Below are 18,926 nucleotides of genomic sequence, written 5' to 3'. Positions count from 1 at the left end.
CATTGTTTATGTTCGTTGCGCTGCAAAGCGTTTCCTTTTTTAGTGCTTTCAGAAAGACTGTGTCTGTAATAAACGAATAAGATCACAGCATAACTCTGAAAACTGAAGGAGTTTTTGTGTACAAGCTTATCTATAAAAACCAATTTGTTGCAGGATTTGATGCGGATCAAGTTGTGGGCAATTTGGCGCAGTTGCTCCAATTAAAACCAAAAACAATTCGTTTGTTATTTCTCTCCCAACGTCCCAGCGTAATTAAGGTGCTGGAAAGCCCCGCCGAGGTTGAGCAGTGGCGTGCGGCATTTTTGGAGGCGGGTGTGTATCTGGATGCGGTAAGTATAACCGCGCCCGATGTCGATAATATTGCCGACCAAATTGAGCTGGAGTTGGAACTGCATAGTCTGGATGAAGAGCTGGACGATGAAGATGAACCGCCGCGCCAACTGCTGGTTAAAAAAATTATTGTGCGCGAGCCAGTGGAATCGCCCGACGACATAACTACTCATATAGCAGAAGCGGACGCCGATAAAAATGCGCAGCCGCAAAATCAAATTGAATCTGAATCTGAATCTGAATCTGAGCCGGCAGTATCGGAAGCAACTTCGGCACGCGATGAGCTTGAAACCACGGCTTATGTTGATGCAGAGCCAGAGGCGCCAGTTGCATCGGAGGTGTATGTCCCCGCCGAAAAAGAAATCGAATCTGAGCCCGAATCCGAACCTGCAGTAGAAGTTAAGGCAGAGTCAAAAAATGAAGTAAAAGTAAGTGTTCAGCTAAACAACACTGTAGAAGCAGAAGCAGAAGCAGAAGCAGAAGCAGAAGCAGAAGCAGAAGCAGAAGCAGAAGCAGAAGCAGAAGCAGAAGCAGAAGCTGAAGCTAAAAAAGAAGCTGAAGTTAAAAAAGAAGCTGAAGTTAAAAAAGAAGCTGAAGTTAAAAAAGAAGCTGAAGTTAAAAAAGAAGCTGAAGTTAAAAAAGAAGCTGAAGTTAAAAAAGAAATAAACGTTAAACAGGCTATAGAAACTGAAGCGACTGCAGATGTCGATGCTGAAATTAAATCAGCACAAGAACCAACATCAAATCCAGCTGCCCAGGAAGATCGCGCAGTAGAGGTTGATGATGCACATACAGATGTGGATTTCCACAAATCCACTTTTGTTTGGGGCATGTTGGCAATTTTGTTGGCGATAGCGGTAACCGCATCCATTATTTTGTGGTTAAAGCGCCCGCTCTGGCAGCCGGTAACTGTTACGGCAAAGTCAGAGCAAATTGTAAATGCGCTGGCGACTGAATCTCTATTTGTTTTGGCCCATGTCGATGTGTTGCGTTTGCAGCAACTGCCGGGTGTACTGCAGTCTGCAGAGGGGCTGCATAATCTGCCCGCTCCTGACGATAATTTCTGGAAAAGAATGGAACAATCCGGAATCAATATTGCGCAGCAATTGGATCAGGTGTGGGTGTCTGCCTATCGCGCTAATAATCAAAACCAACCGCTCTGGGTGTTGACGGGGCAATTTGATGCCAAAAAGATTCGCGCCTGGCTAACACAAAATTATGTGATAGATGAAGAGTCTCCGCAGCAAATAGTATTTTCGTCGGTGGATGAAAATACCTGTGCAAAAAATCCGGTCATGATGGCGGTAATTGATTCCGACCGAATTATCTTAGGAGCACCAGAGCGAGTGGCTGCCTTTCGCGGTCGTATGGATGCAGCAGCCTCAGCGGAAAAAGATTTGTCGGATTGGCAGCGTATTAGCGCCAATCAAATGCTGAGTGTAGCCCTGCTAAACCCCGCTCAGTTTTCCGATGCTTCTACCGCAATTGCGCTGGGTAAATTATCGCTGGATTCTGCACCGGTAAAAGGTATTTATCTCGGTGTTGCACCGCGCGTACTGCCGCCAGTATTGGAGTTTAATGCGGTGCTGGTAGGTGCCAATCAAGACTTTATTAATACTGCCGAAAAAAATGTCGCGCCACTATTGGCTGAGGTAAAAAATACTATCGCGCAAGATTGGCCTGAAACTCTGCCGATTTATGAGCGAATGAAAATTACCAAAAGCGATCAGCAGTTAGCAGCCTCAGTGATGTTTGATGAACAGTTGGAAGCGCAATTGCAACTCTGGGCTAATTCCTTGCTCGCGCGAACCTTTGCTATGAGCGAAAGCACTGGTCCAGCCACTGCAGAGCAGATTGATAACACGCCACGGCAGTTCACCAATTTGACTTCAGCACAGTTGCCAGATTTTTCAGCCAATGCCCATTTGAATCCTGCATTAGCCGCACAAACTATTGCGGGGCCTTTTGGTGTGACGATTAGCAGTATTGAGGCGACGGCGAAAGGTGTGGTAATTACGCTGGATGCCAACGCTTTTAATTTGCCCAATTTAGGCAAGGACGCGGGTGATGTGCAATTGCGTATTACCGATATTGTCGATCATCAGGATCAATCTCTATTAGCCACAAGTGGCTGTGATACATCGGGCGCGCGTCGAGCGGTTGATGTCAACATGATTTACGAAGGCACTGCACTCGATCAGGGGCAACCACTTTCGTATCTTGGTATTCGCGGCACAAAAAAAATTCTGTTGCCCAGCAATATAAATCTTTCCAATATTGGCGCGATTAAAGGCGAGCTGAGTTATAACTTGCCGGTTAGTATTGAGCGCATAAAAGTAGATGCTCCTTTGGCTGGTAAAGTTATTAATTCACACGGGTTGGAGTTGCGCTTTTTGTCAGCAGGCGCCAGCCGTTTGTATTTTCAATACTCTGGCAATAGCCCTGCGCTCTTGCAGGTAAATGCTTTGAATGCAGAAGGCAAACCATTGGAATCGGTTAATGCGATGCGCGGCGTGAATTTATTTGCTGCAGGTAATACCACCAGCATTCAAGTGCAAGGCACTATTGCTGCCGCAGAAGTGATTGTGGCGAGCCAATTGGAACCGCAAACCTATCCTTTTAGTTTTGGCCGCATTCAACCCTTGGAGCAGGATTTCGCTGTCGCAAAACCTGTTCCCGAATTATTGACAGTGGCGGGTTTGGCCGCGCTTAAAGCGGACTCGCCGCCAGCGGATATTCAATACCCCTATCAAGCACCGCAACAAACTATTGTGGCCGGCCCAGCATTAATTGCTGTCAATCAAATGAGTATTCAGGCACAACAATTGTCGTTGATGGCCGATATTTATTTGCGCAATCAGCACGCACTTACGCGGCAACTGAGTGCGGCGCGATTTTTTATTACCGAGGTGGAAGACTCGGCCGGCAATATTCATCCGGTGACTTTTCAAGCGCCTATTGCACTTGAGTACCAAGGCGGCACTTGGGGAGATGGACAATATCAAACCGACCCGGCGCAGCCGTGGTTGCGCGGCCAATTGGATTTGCGTGGGCAGGACTTGGGGGTGAGCGATGTGATTGCCTTCTGGGGAAAATTGGTATTCCTCGCGGCGGCTGACCCGGTTGCAATCCAACTGCCATTTCAATTCGGTATGCAATGGAATGGCGCTGAGTCTTCATTCAAATTGGCGCGCTGGGAAGCTGGGCGTTTGCTGTTTGATATTCACGGTATTTTTCCCGAGCTGATGGCGATTAGTGCGTTGGATCAAAACGGCACTCTGATTAGCCAAGCTGCTGAGTTGCGCAGTAACCAGGGGGTAAACCAAGTAGAGTTACCTATCAAGCAGCATCCGGCGACGATAGAATTCAGTATCGCGCGCAAGCAGCAAACGGCTGAATTCCCGTTTGAGATTCGTGCGCAGTATTAATATCCCGAGGTAAAAAATGAGAAAGGCGCGTGTTGCGGCTTCATTTATTAATTTTTTTGCTCTGCTACTGAGTATTGTTTTTGCCTCCTCGGCACAGGCTGCTGTAGTGATCTTGTATCACCACGTTAGCAACAGCACACCAAAATCAACCAGCATTAGTCCTGCACACTTTGAAGCGCAGATGGATTATTTGGCGCAGAATGATTTTAAGGTGGTGCCGCTGCTGGAACTCACGGACAGGTTGCGCAAAGGGGAGCCGCTGCCGGATAAAACGGTAGCAATTACTTTTGATGACTCATACGCATCGGTTTACGAATCGGCATTTCCGCGCTTAAAAAAACGCGGCTGGCCTTTCACCTTTTTTGTAAACACAGATTCCATCGGCACATCAAAACTGTTTGTCAGTTGGGATCAGTTGCGTGAAATGGCAAAACACGGCGTCACTATTGCCAATCACACCACTCAACACAACCATCTGCCACGGCGTAAAAAAGATGAATCAGTTGTGCAGTGGCGAGTGCGAATTGCAACCGAAATTAATCAAGCGCAAACAAAAATTGAACAGGAAATCGGTACCGCGCCGATGATTATGGCCTATCCCTTTGGTGAGTACGATGCGGAGGTGCAGCAGATTGCCAAGAAGTTAGGTTATATCGCCTTCGGTCAACAATCTGGCGCGCTCTATGAAAAAGGTGATTTGCAATCTGTACCGCGCTTTCCCTTTGGTGGCAGTTTTACCGAACTCGACGACTTCATAATGAAGGTCAATACCAAACCATTGCCGACAAAAAGTGTTAGCTTTTATCGCGATAAAAACACCGGGCAAAAAAATCTGATAGTAAAAGCCGGTAATATACCTTGGCTGGTGTTGGAGCTTGATAATGCAGCACTGCTGAAAAAAATAAATTGTTTTGCTACTGGTCAGGGCGCGATTACCACGGAAGTGATTGATAATAAATTATGGGCGCATGCCAATCAGCCGCTAAACCCTGGACGAACACGCTATAACTGCACCGCTTATGCCGGAGAAAAAGGGAGGTTTTATTGGTATACCCAACAGTGGTTGGTTACCGATAGAAAAGGTGAGTGGACATACGGGGATTAAAATTTTAATTCTTTTTACAAGGCGCTCCCACACATTGGGAGCGCCTTTTGTTTATCTGTTGATTGTCAATTGAATGGTGTCTTTCAGTTCGCTGCCGTCACTGCCAATCATGACTTTGTTGTCACTATCCAAAAGCTTGGCCGATAGTGTAACGATCATAGGGTTATTGATAATCATCGAACTACTGATGGTCACCTTACCTGTCTTTGGTTCCAAAGTGACTTTACTTGAATCATACCCTGTTGGTGTGCTGGTAATTTCCCATAGGGCATTGGTGCCTGAGTAAATTTCTGGGTCTATTCCAGTGCTGGTTGGATAGGAAACTTTGATTCGTGGTTCTACGTTGCCGCCGACAGAAACAGAAATCGCTTCAGTTGAACTAGTGCTGTCTTTGCTAACGATCTCCATTTTTAACAGCTCGGGCTTTAATACTTTAATGATGAGAGTTTCAGTCGTACCGTCGCAATTGGCGGTGAGGTTGACGTCGGTGCCGCTAATTGTGCCAGCGGCAGCAGTAATAACCCCGGTTGTTTTATTAACGGTGAGTGCGCTGGTATTGCTGCTGGTCAAGGAGACATTTTTAGTGATGTTGACACTTGAGCCATCTTTATATTCGCCAGTTGCAGTGACAGTTGCCGTTTGCCCCTGGCGCATTTCCAAACTTTTATTGGAACTCAATGACAGTTTTGTGAGATTGCTGAGAATATTGAACTCAAATTCCGGTGATGGAACTATTTTTTTGTCGTTGTCTAAACCTGAAGCAACAACTTTAATAACTCCATTTTTGCTTGTGCTGAGTGAGGGAACGTTAGTGTCCGCAAAGCTCGCAATATTGACTGGATTGCTGCTGGTGATTTTCCAGGTCAATGGATAGTCATAACTCTCTCCATCGCTAAATACTGTGTCTGCAGTGAATTGTGTGTCTTTGCATACATCGACAGATGCGGTTGGATGTTTGACGGTAATGCCGGTGAGATTGGCATCGGTCAAGGCTATATCCAATGATCTACTCATGCCCGCATAGCTGACAACAAGTTGCAGAGGAGCTTTTTTACCCGCCGCTTTGAACAGGCCATTTTTAATGCTGCCCAAGTTGGGATCGCTTAGGGTCCAGCTAGCTTTGTTGTTGAGGTTTATTTCTTTGCCATTTACATCTGTGCCAATTAAATTAAATTGGCGGCTGCCTTGGATATGAACACTGCTGCTGGTGTCTGCAAGCTTAATAGCTGTGATCCCGTTTTTACTCGCATCAACGGTTTGCGCAACACGTGCACTGTCGCCATCACCGCCGCCGCAGCTGATCAGTGTGAATGCACTGGCACCTAATGCGAGTGCCGATAAAAGTTGTAATCCTTTAGAACGCATAAGTTACTCCCAGGCTGATGCCATCAACGCTTAAATTGTCATCTTTGTAATAGCGAATTAAGTCGAGGGTCCAATAATAAGGTTTACCTTCTATGATTGGGTCTTGCACTGAGATGCCATAACTGAAATCAGAAAAAGTATCTTTATTGCTGCCCACTTCGCCGAGAGCGGGAAGCTGGGTTTCGATTTCAGTTGAAGCATAACCTAGCAAAATACTGACTTTTAAATCTTCTGGTTGTGTATCTGGATTAGTAAGTGTGATGTAGGCGGCGCTCTGTTGTTTGATTTCCAAGGTCAAACCATTTTCGGTTGCATCGCTCATAGGCACTGCAACTAGTCCTTGCAAGCCGATACCGTCCAGTAAACCATCGGTAACTTCAATATCCGCTTTAAACTGAAACAGCGAGGGCGAAAAGTTTTCGCCAGCTGCTTTAACCTTGGTGTAAGCAGCATGCCCGGACACATGAAATGCTACCGGCAGCTCTGCTTGTGCACTCAGGCTGGTGATGCTGCCCAATGCGCTGATGATGATTGCCAATCGTTTACACATAAGAAATCCTTGCTGTGTGGTGGTGTAGCCATGGTGAATTGTCTGGCTGTGGATTATTCCAGATTGTTACTGCGAATAAGGGTACGCAATTCATGAATATACATACTGCCGCGCCCGGAATATTTGCCCAGTTCGGCCACCATCGCGCTGCCGGTAAATTGTTGCGGTGTATCGCGCAATTGTGCGCGCAACTGCCGCCAGGGGCGATAGGCATTATGGGTATTGATATTGTTGAAGTATGCCGTAATAGATTCTTCAACATTGTTAAATTTCTTAACTTCGTGTCTGGCACCGGCCGGGCGCTTGTTAGGTACTATGCCGCAGCCCTCGTTATAGCACCAATGGCCAAATAAGTTGTGCGCCTCCTCGGCAAAGCGCGAGGTGCCCCAGCCGGATTCTATGGCTGCTTGCGCCATTACCATGGCAGGCGGAATAACGTCTACTCGCAGTAACAAGATGTCGATTGCCCGTGCATCATCAGGATAGGTTTCGTAAGTCACATGAAATTTTTCGCGCAGTTTCTTCAGGTTGCGCGCATTTACGCCGGTAATTTGTTGCGATTCATCCCATTCGGTTTTTATTTTGATTAATCGCTCGCGGGACTTTAATAGGTTTGCATTTTTTTCATCAATTAATGGGCGCAACATATCGAGAAATTGTGCTTTGCGCTCGGGTGTTTGCTCAATGGCGGAGAAGTCGGGCAGCAGTGTGTTGCTCGATAAATCATCGCCAATGCGCTCTGCATCCGCGAAAAAATAGTTGCTGGGCAGACTAGCAAGGGTGAGCACTAATGCCAGCGTGGCAATTGGGAAAGCGACCAGTAATAAACCCAGTAGCCATTGTGATGCGTTTTTATTCATAAAAAAGGTTGGTCCAAAAAATTAAAAAGTGAATTACAAATCGAGTTGTTTGCGTAACTCTTCCATACGTTTGGCGTTTTCTTCTTTGCTCAGCGGTGTTTCTATCGTTTCGGGCAATGCGGGTATGTTCGGTGCGGGCAATTCCGCGCCGTTCATTACGCGCTCGCAGAGTTTCAAATAGTGCCGCTCAAAAATTGGAAAGGCGACTTTCTCGGCATTGCTGGTTAGAAAATACCAATCGCTTGCACAACCAGCGTGATACACCGCCGGATGGCTCCAGGCATAAGCCGCTTTCGGGCTGGGCGCGCGGCAAGCTTCGACATAAGCCTGGTGAGCATCCACCAAACCGAATTTATCCGGCTCACCTTGGCAAGCGCGAATCATGCGGTTAAGCGTGGGCAAGTATTCCGATTCTTCAATCACCTTGCGCGCACCGCGCAAAATAGTTTCCGGCGCAAATTGCGCGAGTGAATTTAACCAGAGGCGGCGCGCTTGATTAAGCAGTTCATTGTCTTTAAACGCGGCGTAATACTGGTTGTGATAATTAATGCGAAACAGCGCAAACACTTGATTGATCGCATCTATGTGGCCATCGCCGGGCGCCGGGCGCTCTTGTTCGTTGCGCTGCTGCTCAGTTTGCCCAGCTGCGGTCGTTGAGTTGTTGCGCGAGGCTGCTATCTCTTGTGCGACCTGCTGAATGAGGGAGTTGCTGTCCTGCATGGGTATTAACCTGCTGCGAGTTGACGGTTGTTAATGCGTGCTGTTTGGCCCAGTGAAATTTTACGTGCTGCAAAAATTTGGTGTTCCAGCTGGCAAGCAATTGATTGCTGTCGCGCCAGTACAAAACAAATTCTGCGACTTGCTGCTGGGCAAATTTTAAATCGATATTGGCGAGTTTGAGTACATCGTACACATCTTTACTTGGCTGCCAATTGTCGGGAATACGTTTGGGTTCGGTGTCGTGCTCAAGCGCCGAGTTGTAGCGATTCCACTGGCGTTTAACATGCTGGATAAACTTGCTGTTCCAGGTGCGTCCCACATCGCCGCGCTCTTGCCAATAGACCACAAATTCCGGAATAGAATCCTCTACAAACGCGAGGCTGATGCTTGCGTGTTTCACCAGCACTTCAAGCGCATCTTTGCTTGGCCGCCACTGGCTGTGCATGGCGGTTTCCAAGTCGCGATTTAAAAACTCGGTATCGCGATCGCGCACTTGTCGCTCACTTTCTTCGCGTTTTTGCCGCGCTACTTGCGTCTCGTGGCTGCGCCATTTGTGCAATAAATCCTTTAAAAATTTCGCGCCCCAAGAGTGATTTGCTTCGCCGCGCTCGCGCCAGTAAGTCACAAACTCGGGCACTTGCAAACGCACAAAATCAAGCGGGATATTGTATTGCGCAATCTGGCGCAACAATTCCTGATCTGGCTGCCAGTTGGGCGATATTAGAGTCGCTCCGGCATGGATCGCAGGAGCGGGGGCAGCAATAGGGCTTAATGCGGGCGGCGGTGTGAACGGCTGGGTATCGGCCTCATCAAATGCCAGCGTCAGGCGTTGGCTCTCGGTGTAAGGTGCGGAGGCAAGCAGAATAATGCCTTTATCCTTCAAGTTGCGGCTAATGCGCTGGACATCCTGATCTGTCCAAAACGGCATTAAACGGTTTATCCAACTCGCGTCCACATCTAACCACTGGCGGCCATTGGCTGGAACCAGCGGCAAATAAGTCGCCAAATCCCCCAAAATCGACAACATACAGGCCTCTTCCAGCCCGATAGTCGCAGCGAGAGAAGGGGAAATCAGCAGTGGGCGCTCGGGAATCAGGGATGAACTCATAGCTCTCAGGCCGTAACAGCCAAGTCAAAACAAAGGAGGGAATTGTAGGCGGATAGGGGGGGAGATGCCAGCGGTTACAGATTGATACAGACGCATGCGCTCTGTTACACCCAATCTTGTCGATCATCGCTAGGCTGTGCGCTCTTAATTATGCTGCTGTAACCGCAGCGATTGCCCTAGCCAAAAGGAAACTGCCATGCGCACATCCCCTATTATTGTTCCCGGATTAGTCCTCTCGCTCTTAGCTGCTCCGGCTATAGCCAGTGATACAACAAGCCCCGTCCCGCCACCCGCGAATGACGCTGGCGTGGAAGAAATGGTAGTACAAGGGCGCAAAAGCGATTATTCGGTGATTACTGAAAATGCCCAAAAAATTATTGATGTGCCAGGTTCGCTGGGCGATCCGCTAATGGCAGTTTTCAGTTTGCCGGGTGTGATTAGTGAAGGCGATGGCGGCGGTGCGCCAGCGGTGCGCGGCTCATCGCCGAGCGACAATCGCTACTTGGTCGACGGTGCGCCGGCAGCCTATGTTTTCCATACTTTTTCTACGTCGATTTTTAATGAAAATATCATTCAGGATTTTGACTTATTTTCCGCCGGGTTTGGTCCGCGCTATAGCAATGCCATCGGCGGGATTTTTGATATCAAATTGCGCGACCCCAAAACGCAGGATATTCATACCAAAGTTGATCTTTCGATTCTGCGCGCCGGCATATTTGTTGAAGGCGATGTAACGGAAGATTCCGCCTTTTATTTGTCTGGTCGCGCCAGTCTGCTGCATTATTTTTTTGATAGTGATGCCGCCGAAAAAGAAGACGGCATTAAAGTGCAAGATGCACCGGAAGATACGGATTACCAGTTTAAATACCAATACCGTTTAGGTGATGACCACAAGCTCACTTTGAGCGCCAATGGTGCCAGTGACTTGGCGGCAGCTGAATTTACTGAATTTTCTACCGAGGTTATGGAAGAGCCGGATTTTGCCGGGGATGCCAAAATTCAAAATACGTATCACAACCAAAATTTGCGTTGGCAATTTGCTGCAGGGGAGGGCAGTGAGCTTGATATGCAAATGGGGCACTACCAAAAAAATGACGATACCTTTTGGGGAGGGGAAAAATATTTTTTTGATTTCACTACTGAAGATGTCTATGCGGTAGCGAATTTTTCGCTGATGCTGGGCAACTCCCACAGTATTTCAATGGGGGCAGAAAGCCATAATACTGAATACAGTTACGATGCGCGGTTTATCAATTATTTATGTACTGAATTTGATCCCGATTGCGAATTGCGCCGCGGCGAATTAATTGTCGCGGAAGATAAAGTGACAATTAAAGAGCATTCTGCCTATGTGAATGATCACTGGGCAATTACCGATGCGCTGGCGGTAGATCTGGGGGTGCAAACCCACTACAACGATTTCACCGAAGAAACCTTTACCCATCCGCGTGTTGCAATCGCCTGGGAGTTTATCGACAACTGGACGTTAAGTTCTTCTGCGGGCAGCTACAATCGCCTGCCGGATATCGATAAAACCTTTCCACAAATTGGCAATACCGAATTGCAATCGCCCACCTCCAATCACTACACGCTGGGTATTAAACAGGAATTGGCTGATGAATGGAGTTGGTCGATAACGACCTATTACAAAACCATGGATGGTTTGCCGCTTGCTAGTGATGTGAATGATACTAACCAACCCTTCTACACCAACAATGTTGAAGGTGAGGCCTATGGGGTGGATTTATTTATCAATAAAGGTTTAACCGATCGCTGGTACGGCTGGCTTGCGATCAGTGCATCGCGCAGTACCCGCACCAATAAACTCACCGATATGGAACGCGATTATTATTTGGATACGCCGCTGGTAGTGAATTGGGTAATGAATTATCAAATAAACGATTTGTGGACCGTGGGCACGCGCCTGACCGCACAATCTGGCCGCGCGATAACGCCGATAGTTGGCATTCAACCCAACCCTTGGTTTGAAGATCGTATTCTGCCGGTGTATGGCGAGCCCTATTCAGAAAATTTACCGGTTTATGCGCGTCTGGATCTGCGCTTTAAGCGCGAAATGACACTTTGGGGTTATTCAGGCACTTACAATATTGATATTCTCAACGCCCTCAATCGCCGCAATGTTACTGATCGTAAACTGGATTACAAACGCACTCACTCGGCGCAAGATTTCAAATTGGAAGATCAAGTCGGTATGGGCATTATTCCTGCACTGGGTATGTCGCTGGTTTTTTAAATCACACTTTTTACTGCACAGGTTATAAATGTTTATGTGGATGAGATTGCGCACGTTTGTTATCTGCGGCATGTCGCTGGTAGTAGGCCTTGCATTTAATTGTGTTGCAGGAGATCTCTCCAGCGATGTACGCAAAGGTGCCTCGGGGCCAGATACGGGTAATGGCGGTTATGTAGAAGTGGGGCTCGGTTTTGCCAGTTATACCAATCCCGTGGTGGGTTGGCCGGAGGGTAATAAAAAAGGCGAGGTGCACAATGAAGGCTTTATCGATATTAGTGCACGCTACCAATATAACGGCTGGTTTGTGGAATTGTTTTCGCAGAGCCTCGAACAATTCACTATGGGTTACAACTTTTACAATGGTACCCATGATTATACCAGCGGCAATTGGGCGCTCGATTGGGTGGCACTCGCCGAACACGATGAAATGAGTGGCGATGAAACGAATGATTATCGCGGCCTAAAAACCCGTCGCGGTGATTTTATGTCAGGCCCGCGCGCCACAGCTTACCTCGGCAATTATATTGTGCAATTGCACGCGCTTACCGATATTAGCCGCACGCATTACGGTGAACTCTATTCGTTGAAACTCGCGCGTCACTGGCAATATCGCAACTGGAATTTTCACGGCATAGTTGGCGCTACTTATCGCTCACAAGAAATTACCGATTATTATTTTTCTATCGCTGCCGATGAAGCGTCTGAAGTATTTCCTGAGTACAGCGCACCTGCGGGTATGGCCTATGTTGCGGAGTTTGGTGCGACCTATCCGATCAGCGAGAAGTGGGTATTTCGCGGTTTTATCCGGCGCATCGAGCTGGCATCAGTTGCAACTAAAAGCCCGCTTATTCTAGATGACCACGGCGAAATGATCGCCACTGCTATTAGTTACGTGTTTTAGTGGTGGCGCTGCAAATGGAAAATTGTATAACCCACGCTTGGCAGAACATCAGATGCCTATGCAAATATGTACGGCACTTGATAAGTGCAAGTATTGTCTTGGGTATAACACATGCCGCAGTAGCGGATGAAGCTGCTAGCGCGGCCGCACAGCTGCAATTAAAACCTCAGCGCTGCGTGGCTTTGCACCAGGGACAGATGTGTTATCAGAGCGTGCAATTATTCTGGCGCGCTCCGCAAGCGGGGCATTATTGCCTTTATCAGCAGTTTGCCGAAACGCCCATTCACTGCTGGCAAGATGTTGCAGCAGGGCAATTTCAATATGAGTTTGCCAGTGATGCATCGCTAGACTTGCAGCTGGTTAATGTGCAAGGCAACAAAATCCTGGCTACGGCTACACTGGAAGTGGCTTGGGTGTACAAGGCAAATACCCGGCGTAAAACTCATTGGCGACTTTTTTAATGATGAATACAGAAACACCCGCCAGCATTTTATTGGTAGAAGATGACGCCTCTTTGGCGGAGTGGATATTGCAATATCTGCGCGGCCATAATTATCAGCTGCACCATATTGATCGCGGTGATCAAGTGTTGGCTGCGGTAAAGCAACAGCCGCCGGAATTAATTATTCTGGATGTAATGCTGCCTTACAAAAATGGTTTTGATCTGTGTCGCGAATTGCGCGCTTTTTATTCCGGGCCAATTTTAATGCTCACCGCCTGCGGTGAAGAGGCCGATGAAATTCTCGGGCTGGAACTGGGCGCCAATGATTATTTAACCAAGCCGGTGCGCCCGCGAGTCTTGTTAGCACGAATTAAAGCCCTGCTGCGGCGGGAGCACATTGAACCGGCGAGTGCTACTGCGCAAGAGGGTGAATTGCAATTTGGCCAATTAAAAATCCTGCGCGATGCCAAAAGTGTCTTTTATCGCAACCAGATGATTCCTGTCACTGCCAATGAATTTGATGTGCTCTGGTTATTGGCGAGTCAGGCTGGGCAAGTGATTCGTCGCGAGGCATTGGTAACACAATTGCGCGGCATTGAATACGATGGTTTTGATCGCTCGATTGATATCCGTATATCGCGCTTGCGAAAAAAATTATTTGATAACACCGAGCAACCTTTTCGCATTAAAACCATCTGGGCCAAAGGCTATTTGTTTTCGCCCGAGGCGTGGGAATAATTGTGCAGCGTTTAACCCTGTCGCTGCTCTTGGTAGTGCTCACCGCCGTGGTTGGCCTCGGTTGGGGGATCGATCGCTGGTACAGTGCACAATTTGCCGATGAAGAAGACCCCACCGTTAGCGCCTATAAAAATGTCGGGCGTGAATTGGCGCAGTTGCTTGATGCGGGTGTGCCAACCCAGCAATGGTTGACTGACTCGCGGTTACATCCGCAGCTCTCCGACTACAGCGACTTCCCTCTGCCGGAAGGTGTTAAAACTCATTTTGAAACTGGCGAGCCGCTACTACTCGAGTCGGGCGATCAGCTCACCCTGCATTTTTATCTCAAACAGCAACAACAGGTTTTATCCTTTGCGCTACCGAATGAATTGCGTCAGGAAAATAACGGCGCACTGCGCTGGTTGCTGACCTTGTTATTTTACGGTGGCGTCATTGCCATGGTGTTAATTTGGCTGTACCCCTTATTGCGTCGCCTCGCTTTGCTGCGCAAATCAGCTCAGGCATTTGGTGCTGGTGATTTGCAGGTGCGCATCGCCGCAGATAAGCATTCCTATATCCAAACTATCGAGCAGGATTTTAATCGCATGGCGCAGCGCATTGAGCAGCTGATCGCCGACAATAAATTATTATCGCGCGGTTTGTCCCACGATCTGCGCACGCCGCTCGCGCGCTTGCGTTTTGGTTTGGATGTATTGGAAGAAGCGAACCTAACCCCAGAGCAGCAACAAAATCTCGCCCATTTAAATCGCGATCTTATGGCGATGGAGTCGCTAGTGGAGGCGTTGTTGAATTATGCACGTCTTGAGCAAGCGACCATTTCATTTACGGCGCGGCCCATTCAGCTGGCAGAGTTTATAACGCAGCTGCACGATGATTTCTATTGCGAGCAGGTAGAGTTGGCAATCTCTTCATCCGCATTAAATGTATCTGCGCAGTGTGATCCAGAATACCTCGCTATGTTGTTGCATAACCTGCTGCAAAACGCATTGCGCTATGGTGGTGGGCGTGTGCAGCTCAGCCTGCAGTGGCTGAGTGGTCAGTTGCAGTTAAATGTGGCCGACAACGGTACCGGAATTCCAATCGCTGAGCGTGAAAAAGTGCTCGCGCCGTTCTACCGCAGCGAGGGCAGTCATCATCAAGGGCGCGGTCATGGGTTGGGCTTAGCGATTGTGGCGCGTATCGCGCAGTGGCATGGAGCTGAGCTGATTCTCACTGAGTCTGCTGAGCTGGGTGGGTTGAGTGTGGTACTGAAGTTTGCGGTGGATAAATAGCTCAGTCACTCTGTGCCTGACAACGTTGTCGACTATTTTTACATTGTTTGCGGCGCTGTTCGCCGCGATGTGATGCAAGTCACTGTTTTGCTTCGATCTTCCTAAAGTGGTGTAAAAATTGCCTAAATGTCATCTGCCGTAATGGCCACTACTTATTAAAACAATATCTCTTACACACAAATACTATAAATACGGCATGAGACCTGACAATCAACCAAAGGTATTCATGTGATTAAACCATTTCTCAAATCAGTCGCAATGGCATTTTCGTTGGCCTCTAGCGCTGTGTTTGCACTGCCTGTGGATTTGGGTAATGCAGGCGATTACACCTTGCTCGCGACTGGCACCAGTGTTTGGCATGGTCAGCCGATGTATGGAAACCTGGAGCTGGGCTCCGAGGCGGAAATTTTTGGCAATGTAGGGGTGCGCAATACCCTCAATATGGCTCATGGCTCGGTGATTCATGGCGATGCGGATTTTGGTTCTCTGACCCAAAACCCCGGCGCTAGTATCGAAGGTGCTGCCGGTGTTGAAGGTGCTGCATTTTGGGATGCACTCTATAGCGATGTAAAAAATGCATCGCAAACCGCCAAGGCATTGGGTGGTGTGAACAGGGGCTACATCAATAGCACTCAAACCTTTGAGCGCCAGGGCGATGTATCGGTGTTTGATATTGTTGGTCTGAATTTAACGGCTGGGAGCAGTCTGACATTGAAAGGAACTGCGAATGATGTATTCATCGTCAACGTAGATTATTTCGGTTTTATGTTGGGCGGCGGCGCTGCCATTTTGCTTGACGGTGTCGCTGCAAAAAATGTGTTGTTTAATATGCACGGTGTTTTAAATGCAGGACATGTGAATGTTGCTGCAGGAACCATGCAGGGCACTTACATTGCGCCGGATGCCTACATGCAATTAGGTGATGGTTTGAATTTGGATGGCGTGCGCTTTTTAGGCGCAGGCATTTCCGGTAATTTGCAAACCGTTTATGGCATTACTCCGCCAGTCGTCAATGTGCCCGAGCCTGCGGGGTTATTGTTGATCGGTTTTGGTTTGCTTGGTCTGGGTTTGGTTCGCAGCCGTCAGCGTTAATTGACGAGCGCCGAGCCAAAAAAATGCCCGCACTGCGGGCATTTTTTTGCAAAAAATTTGTGTTGGAATTGAGTTGTTATTTTTCCACCGGCGTAGTCGGGTGATTGCCCCATTCGGCCCATGAGCCGTGATAGCCGCGAATATTAAAACCCAAGGCTTTGCCCACTAAATAGGTAAAACCGGAGCGGTGATGGCTTTGGCAGTGAGTGACAATTCTTTTATCGGCAGTTAAACCAAGTGCGGCTAAATATTCGCGCGCATCGGTGCGGATGCGCAGGGCGTTATCGCGATCCATTAAGTTGGTCCACTCACAATTAATCGCGCCGGGAATGTGGCCATTTTTTTGCGCGGTGATGCGCTCGCCAGTAAATTCTGCTGGGCTGCGTGCATCCCACACTACAAAATCGCCGCGATCCAATTCGCCGAGAATATCGGTTACTTCAATCACGACCCGCGGATCTATTTTTACATTCACCTGACTTGGGGTGAGCACTGGAATTTCTTTTGTCAGTGATTGGCCGGATGCTAGCCAAGCATGCAAGCCGCCATTCAAATAAGAATAGTGTTTGTGGCCGATGGCATCGAGCGTCCAGATCATGCGTCCCGCCCAGCCACCACCTTCATCGTCATACACCACCACATGGGTATCGGGGGTTAAACCCAAAAACGAAAAAACCCGATTGAGTATGTCGGCCGATGCAATCTTGCCCGGCACTGGCGGTTGGCCGCTAAGGATTTTATGTGGCGGCACATGAACGGCGCCATCGATGTGGCCTTGCAGATACGTCTGCTCGGCGCACATATCAAGAATCAATAACTTGCTCGTTGGCTGCGCTAAAAGTGCGGCGAGCTGTGTTGGCTCGATGACAAAAGGTAGTGCCATTTTTTTATTCCTTTGGAAGCTGTAATTTTAACCCCCTCCCAGCCTCCCCCTTGGCAGGGGGAGGAGCTTTAACTCCCTCCCTTTTTTAAGGGGAGGGTTGGGGTGGGGTGACTTTAATTCTCGTTGAGCGTACGCAAAATATATCTGTAGGAGTCCATGCGTGTTGCACTGACCGTGCCATCTTCCAGCGCTTTTAAAATTGCACAGCCGGGTTCGTGGCGGTGCGAGCAATCGCGAAATTTACAGTGGCCAATAAACGGTTTGAACTCGATAAATCCTTCCAGTACTTCATCTTCCTCCATGTGCCACAAACCAAATTCGCGGATGCCGGGTGAATCGATCAAATGACCGCCACCGGGGAAGTGTAAAAGTGTGGCACTGGTCGTGGTGTGGGTGCCCTGTTGGCGTTCAGACAGACCGCCCACACGCAAGTTCGATTCCGGCAGCAGCGCGTTCACCAGCGAGGATTTCCCCACGCCTGACTGCCCCACAAACACACTGGTGTAATGCGCAAGATATTCGCGCAATTCATCCAGCCCGGTTTCAGTTTTGGTCGATACCATCAATACCGTGTAACCCAGCTTGCGATAAGTGGTTTCCAGATAGGTAACTTTCTCGCGCGTACTATCATCAATACGGTCGGTTTTGTTGATCACCAATACCGGCTCTATATCGATGGCATTAGCGGCGACCAGATAGCGGTCAATCAAATTTGCATGGGGTTCAGGGTAGGGGGCGACCACAATCATAATGCGATCGATATTGGCAGCTACGGTTTTCATATCGCCGTGCGGGTCGGGCCGCTGCAGAGCGGATTCGCGTGGCATCACCGCCACTACCACGCCCATCGGGTTGCCGGTGCGCCAGACCACTCTATCGCCCGTCACCAGTGAACCCAGGTTGCTGCGGAAGTGGCAGCGCTGGTGTTGCCCTGCCAACTCGCCTTCAGTCGCCTCTACCACCACCTGCGTGCCGTAGTGGGTGATGATCAACCCCAATTGCTCCGGCCCTAAATCGCTCTCATTCATTTGTGCATCGGCTTGTTTGTCGCGCTTGGCGACACGCGCGGTGCGCTCTTCTTGAACTTTTTCAATACGCCATTGCTGGCGGCGGGTGAGTTTGCGTTTAGACATGCGTGGGTGCTTTAACCTGCGATAGGGTGGTTGGATGAGTCGGTTTGGCTAGACTGGATAATTACATTAAGCTGCGCGCAATTGTGCCCTATTTACGCAGTAAAAACCCATGTTGCCGAGGAAAAACCCATGCTAAATGAAAACAACCTAATCTGGATCGATCTGGAAATGACCGGCCTCAACCCGGATACCGACGTGATTATCGAAATCGCCACCATAGTCACCGATGCCGACCTCAATATCCTCGCCGAAGGCCCCGTATTCGCCATTCATCAGCCTGACAGCATCATGTTAAATATGGATGAATGGAACACCAACCAACACGGTAAATCCGGCCTCACCCAGCGCGTGCGCGAGAGCAAAATCAGCATTGAACAAGCGGAAGCAGAAACGATTAAGTTTTTGGAGCAATGGGTTCCCAAAGGCAAATCCCCCATCAGCGGCAATTCCATCTGCCAGGACCGCCGCTTCTTAGTGCGCGGCATGCCCAAACTGGAAGACTATTTCCACTACCGCAATTTAGACGTAAGCACCGTAAAAGAATTAGCGCGCCGCTGGAGACCGGATGTAATCGCCGGTGTGAAAAAATCCGGCGCGCATTTAGCGTTGGATGATATTAAGGATTCGATTGCGGAATTGCAGCATTATCGGGCTACGTTTTTTAAGATGGAGTAAAGTAAATCGCGGTAAAAAAACAGGCGACTTTTGGGTCGCCATTGTTTTGGGGGCTTTGGGAGTCATTTTAC

16 protein-coding genes are annotated in these 18,926 nt (G+C 48.6%); 9 read left to right on the top strand and 7 right to left on the bottom strand.

Annotated elements, in window-relative coordinates; translation table 11 throughout:
• Positions 1–116: 116 nt before the first annotated feature.
• Together AC2CG4_RS05145 and AC2CG4_RS05140 are read left to right on the top strand one after the other, a co-directional pair.
• Entirely contained in the window at positions 117–3,758 is a 3,642-nt protein-coding gene (locus AC2CG4_RS05145; RefSeq protein WP_484485250.1) for a hypothetical protein, read from the top strand.
• 16 nt (positions 3,759–3,774) lie between these two features.
• The gene (locus AC2CG4_RS05140) at positions 3,775–4,863 is read left to right on the top strand and encodes a polysaccharide deacetylase family protein (protein ID WP_484485249.1); all 1,089 of its coding nucleotides are present in this window, start codon (positions 3,775–3,777) and stop codon (positions 4,861–4,863) included.
• A 51-nt stretch (positions 4,864–4,914) separates the two neighbouring features.
• On the opposite strand, the gene AC2CG4_RS05135 is transcribed toward AC2CG4_RS05140, so the two are convergent.
• From AC2CG4_RS05135 to AC2CG4_RS05115, 5 genes are read right to left on the bottom strand one after another with little or no spacing between them, the layout of a single operon-like run.
• Entirely contained in the window at positions 4,915–6,228 is a 1,314-nt protein-coding gene (locus tag AC2CG4_RS05135) for a hypothetical protein (RefSeq protein WP_484485248.1), read from the bottom strand.
• Complete coding sequence (locus tag AC2CG4_RS05130; RefSeq protein WP_484485247.1) at positions 6,218–6,778, bottom strand: hypothetical protein; 561 nt, start codon at positions 6,776–6,778, stop codon at positions 6,218–6,220. Before AC2CG4_RS05130 ends, AC2CG4_RS05135 begins: the two co-directional genes overlap by 11 nt.
• 53 nt (positions 6,779–6,831) lie before the next feature.
• Complete coding sequence (locus AC2CG4_RS05125) at positions 6,832–7,638, bottom strand: glucosaminidase domain-containing protein (protein WP_484485246.1); 807 nt, start codon at positions 7,636–7,638, stop codon at positions 6,832–6,834.
• 33 nt (positions 7,639–7,671) lie between these two features.
• A complete protein-coding gene (locus AC2CG4_RS05120) occupies positions 7,672–8,358 on the bottom strand; it encodes a replication protein P (RefSeq protein ID WP_484485245.1) in 687 nt (228 codons plus the stop codon).
• Positions 8,270–9,466, bottom strand: coding sequence for a DnaT-like ssDNA-binding domain-containing protein (locus tag AC2CG4_RS05115; protein WP_484485244.1), 1,197 nt, complete (start codon positions 9,464–9,466; stop codon positions 8,270–8,272). The genes AC2CG4_RS05120 and AC2CG4_RS05115 overlap by 89 nt, the downstream gene beginning before the upstream one ends.
• Positions 9,467–9,662: 196 nt before the next feature.
• On the opposite strand from AC2CG4_RS05115, the gene AC2CG4_RS05110 reads away from it, so the two are divergent.
• The 6 genes from AC2CG4_RS05110 to AC2CG4_RS05085 all read left to right on the top strand — a co-directional run bounded on the left by AC2CG4_RS05110 (position 9,663) and on the right by AC2CG4_RS05085 (position 16,164).
• Positions 9,663–11,720 (top strand): TonB-dependent receptor plug domain-containing protein, encoded by a 2,058-nt coding sequence (locus AC2CG4_RS05110; protein ID WP_484485243.1) that lies wholly within the window; start codon positions 9,663–9,665, stop codon positions 11,718–11,720.
• Positions 11,721–11,754: 34 nt separating this feature from the next.
• The gene (locus AC2CG4_RS05105) at positions 11,755–12,621 is read left to right on the top strand and encodes a MipA/OmpV family protein (RefSeq protein WP_484485242.1); all 867 of its coding nucleotides are present in this window, start codon (positions 11,755–11,757) and stop codon (positions 12,619–12,621) included.
• A 98-nt stretch (positions 12,622–12,719) separates the two neighbouring features.
• The gene (locus tag AC2CG4_RS05100) at positions 12,720–13,082 is read left to right on the top strand and encodes a DUF3019 domain-containing protein (RefSeq protein WP_484485241.1); all 363 of its coding nucleotides are present in this window, start codon (positions 12,720–12,722) and stop codon (positions 13,080–13,082) included.
• Entirely contained in the window at positions 13,082–13,801 is a 720-nt protein-coding gene (locus AC2CG4_RS05095; RefSeq protein ID WP_484485240.1) for a response regulator, read from the top strand. The genes AC2CG4_RS05100 and AC2CG4_RS05095 overlap by 1 nt, the downstream gene beginning before the upstream one ends.
• 2 nt (positions 13,802–13,803) lie before the next feature.
• A complete protein-coding gene (locus AC2CG4_RS05090; protein ID WP_484485239.1) occupies positions 13,804–15,072 on the top strand; it encodes an ATP-binding protein in 1,269 nt (422 codons plus the stop codon).
• Between the two features lie 228 nt (positions 15,073–15,300).
• Positions 15,301–16,164: a PEP-CTERM sorting domain-containing protein gene (locus tag AC2CG4_RS05085; RefSeq protein ID WP_484485238.1), complete on the top strand. Its 864-nt coding sequence runs from the start codon at positions 15,301–15,303 to the stop codon at positions 16,162–16,164.
• 76 nt (positions 16,165–16,240) lie between these two features.
• Here AC2CG4_RS05085 and AC2CG4_RS05080 read toward each other — a convergent pair whose 3' ends face one another.
• Positions 16,241–17,047 carry a sulfurtransferase gene (locus tag AC2CG4_RS05080; protein WP_484485237.1) on the bottom strand — a complete coding sequence of 269 codons (807 nt, stop codon included), beginning with the start codon at positions 17,045–17,047 and terminating at the stop codon, positions 16,241–16,243.
• A gap of 113 nt (positions 17,048–17,160) precedes the next feature.
• Complete coding sequence (gene rsgA / locus AC2CG4_RS05075) at positions 17,161–18,180, bottom strand: small ribosomal subunit biogenesis GTPase RsgA (RefSeq protein WP_484485236.1); 1,020 nt, start codon at positions 18,178–18,180, stop codon at positions 17,161–17,163.
• Between the two features lie 129 nt (positions 18,181–18,309).
• Here rsgA and orn point away from each other — a divergent pair, with 129 nt between their 5' ends.
• Positions 18,310–18,855, top strand: coding sequence for an oligoribonuclease (gene orn, locus AC2CG4_RS05070; protein WP_151054276.1), 546 nt, complete (start codon positions 18,310–18,312; stop codon positions 18,853–18,855).
• The last annotated feature ends 71 nt before the right edge of the window (positions 18,856–18,926 follow it).

It is taken from the genome of Cellvibrio sp. ATLC23 (assembly GCF_057196725.1).
The sequence above is the reverse complement of the archived record's forward strand: the minus strand, read 5'-3'. Positions and strand labels throughout refer to the sequence as shown.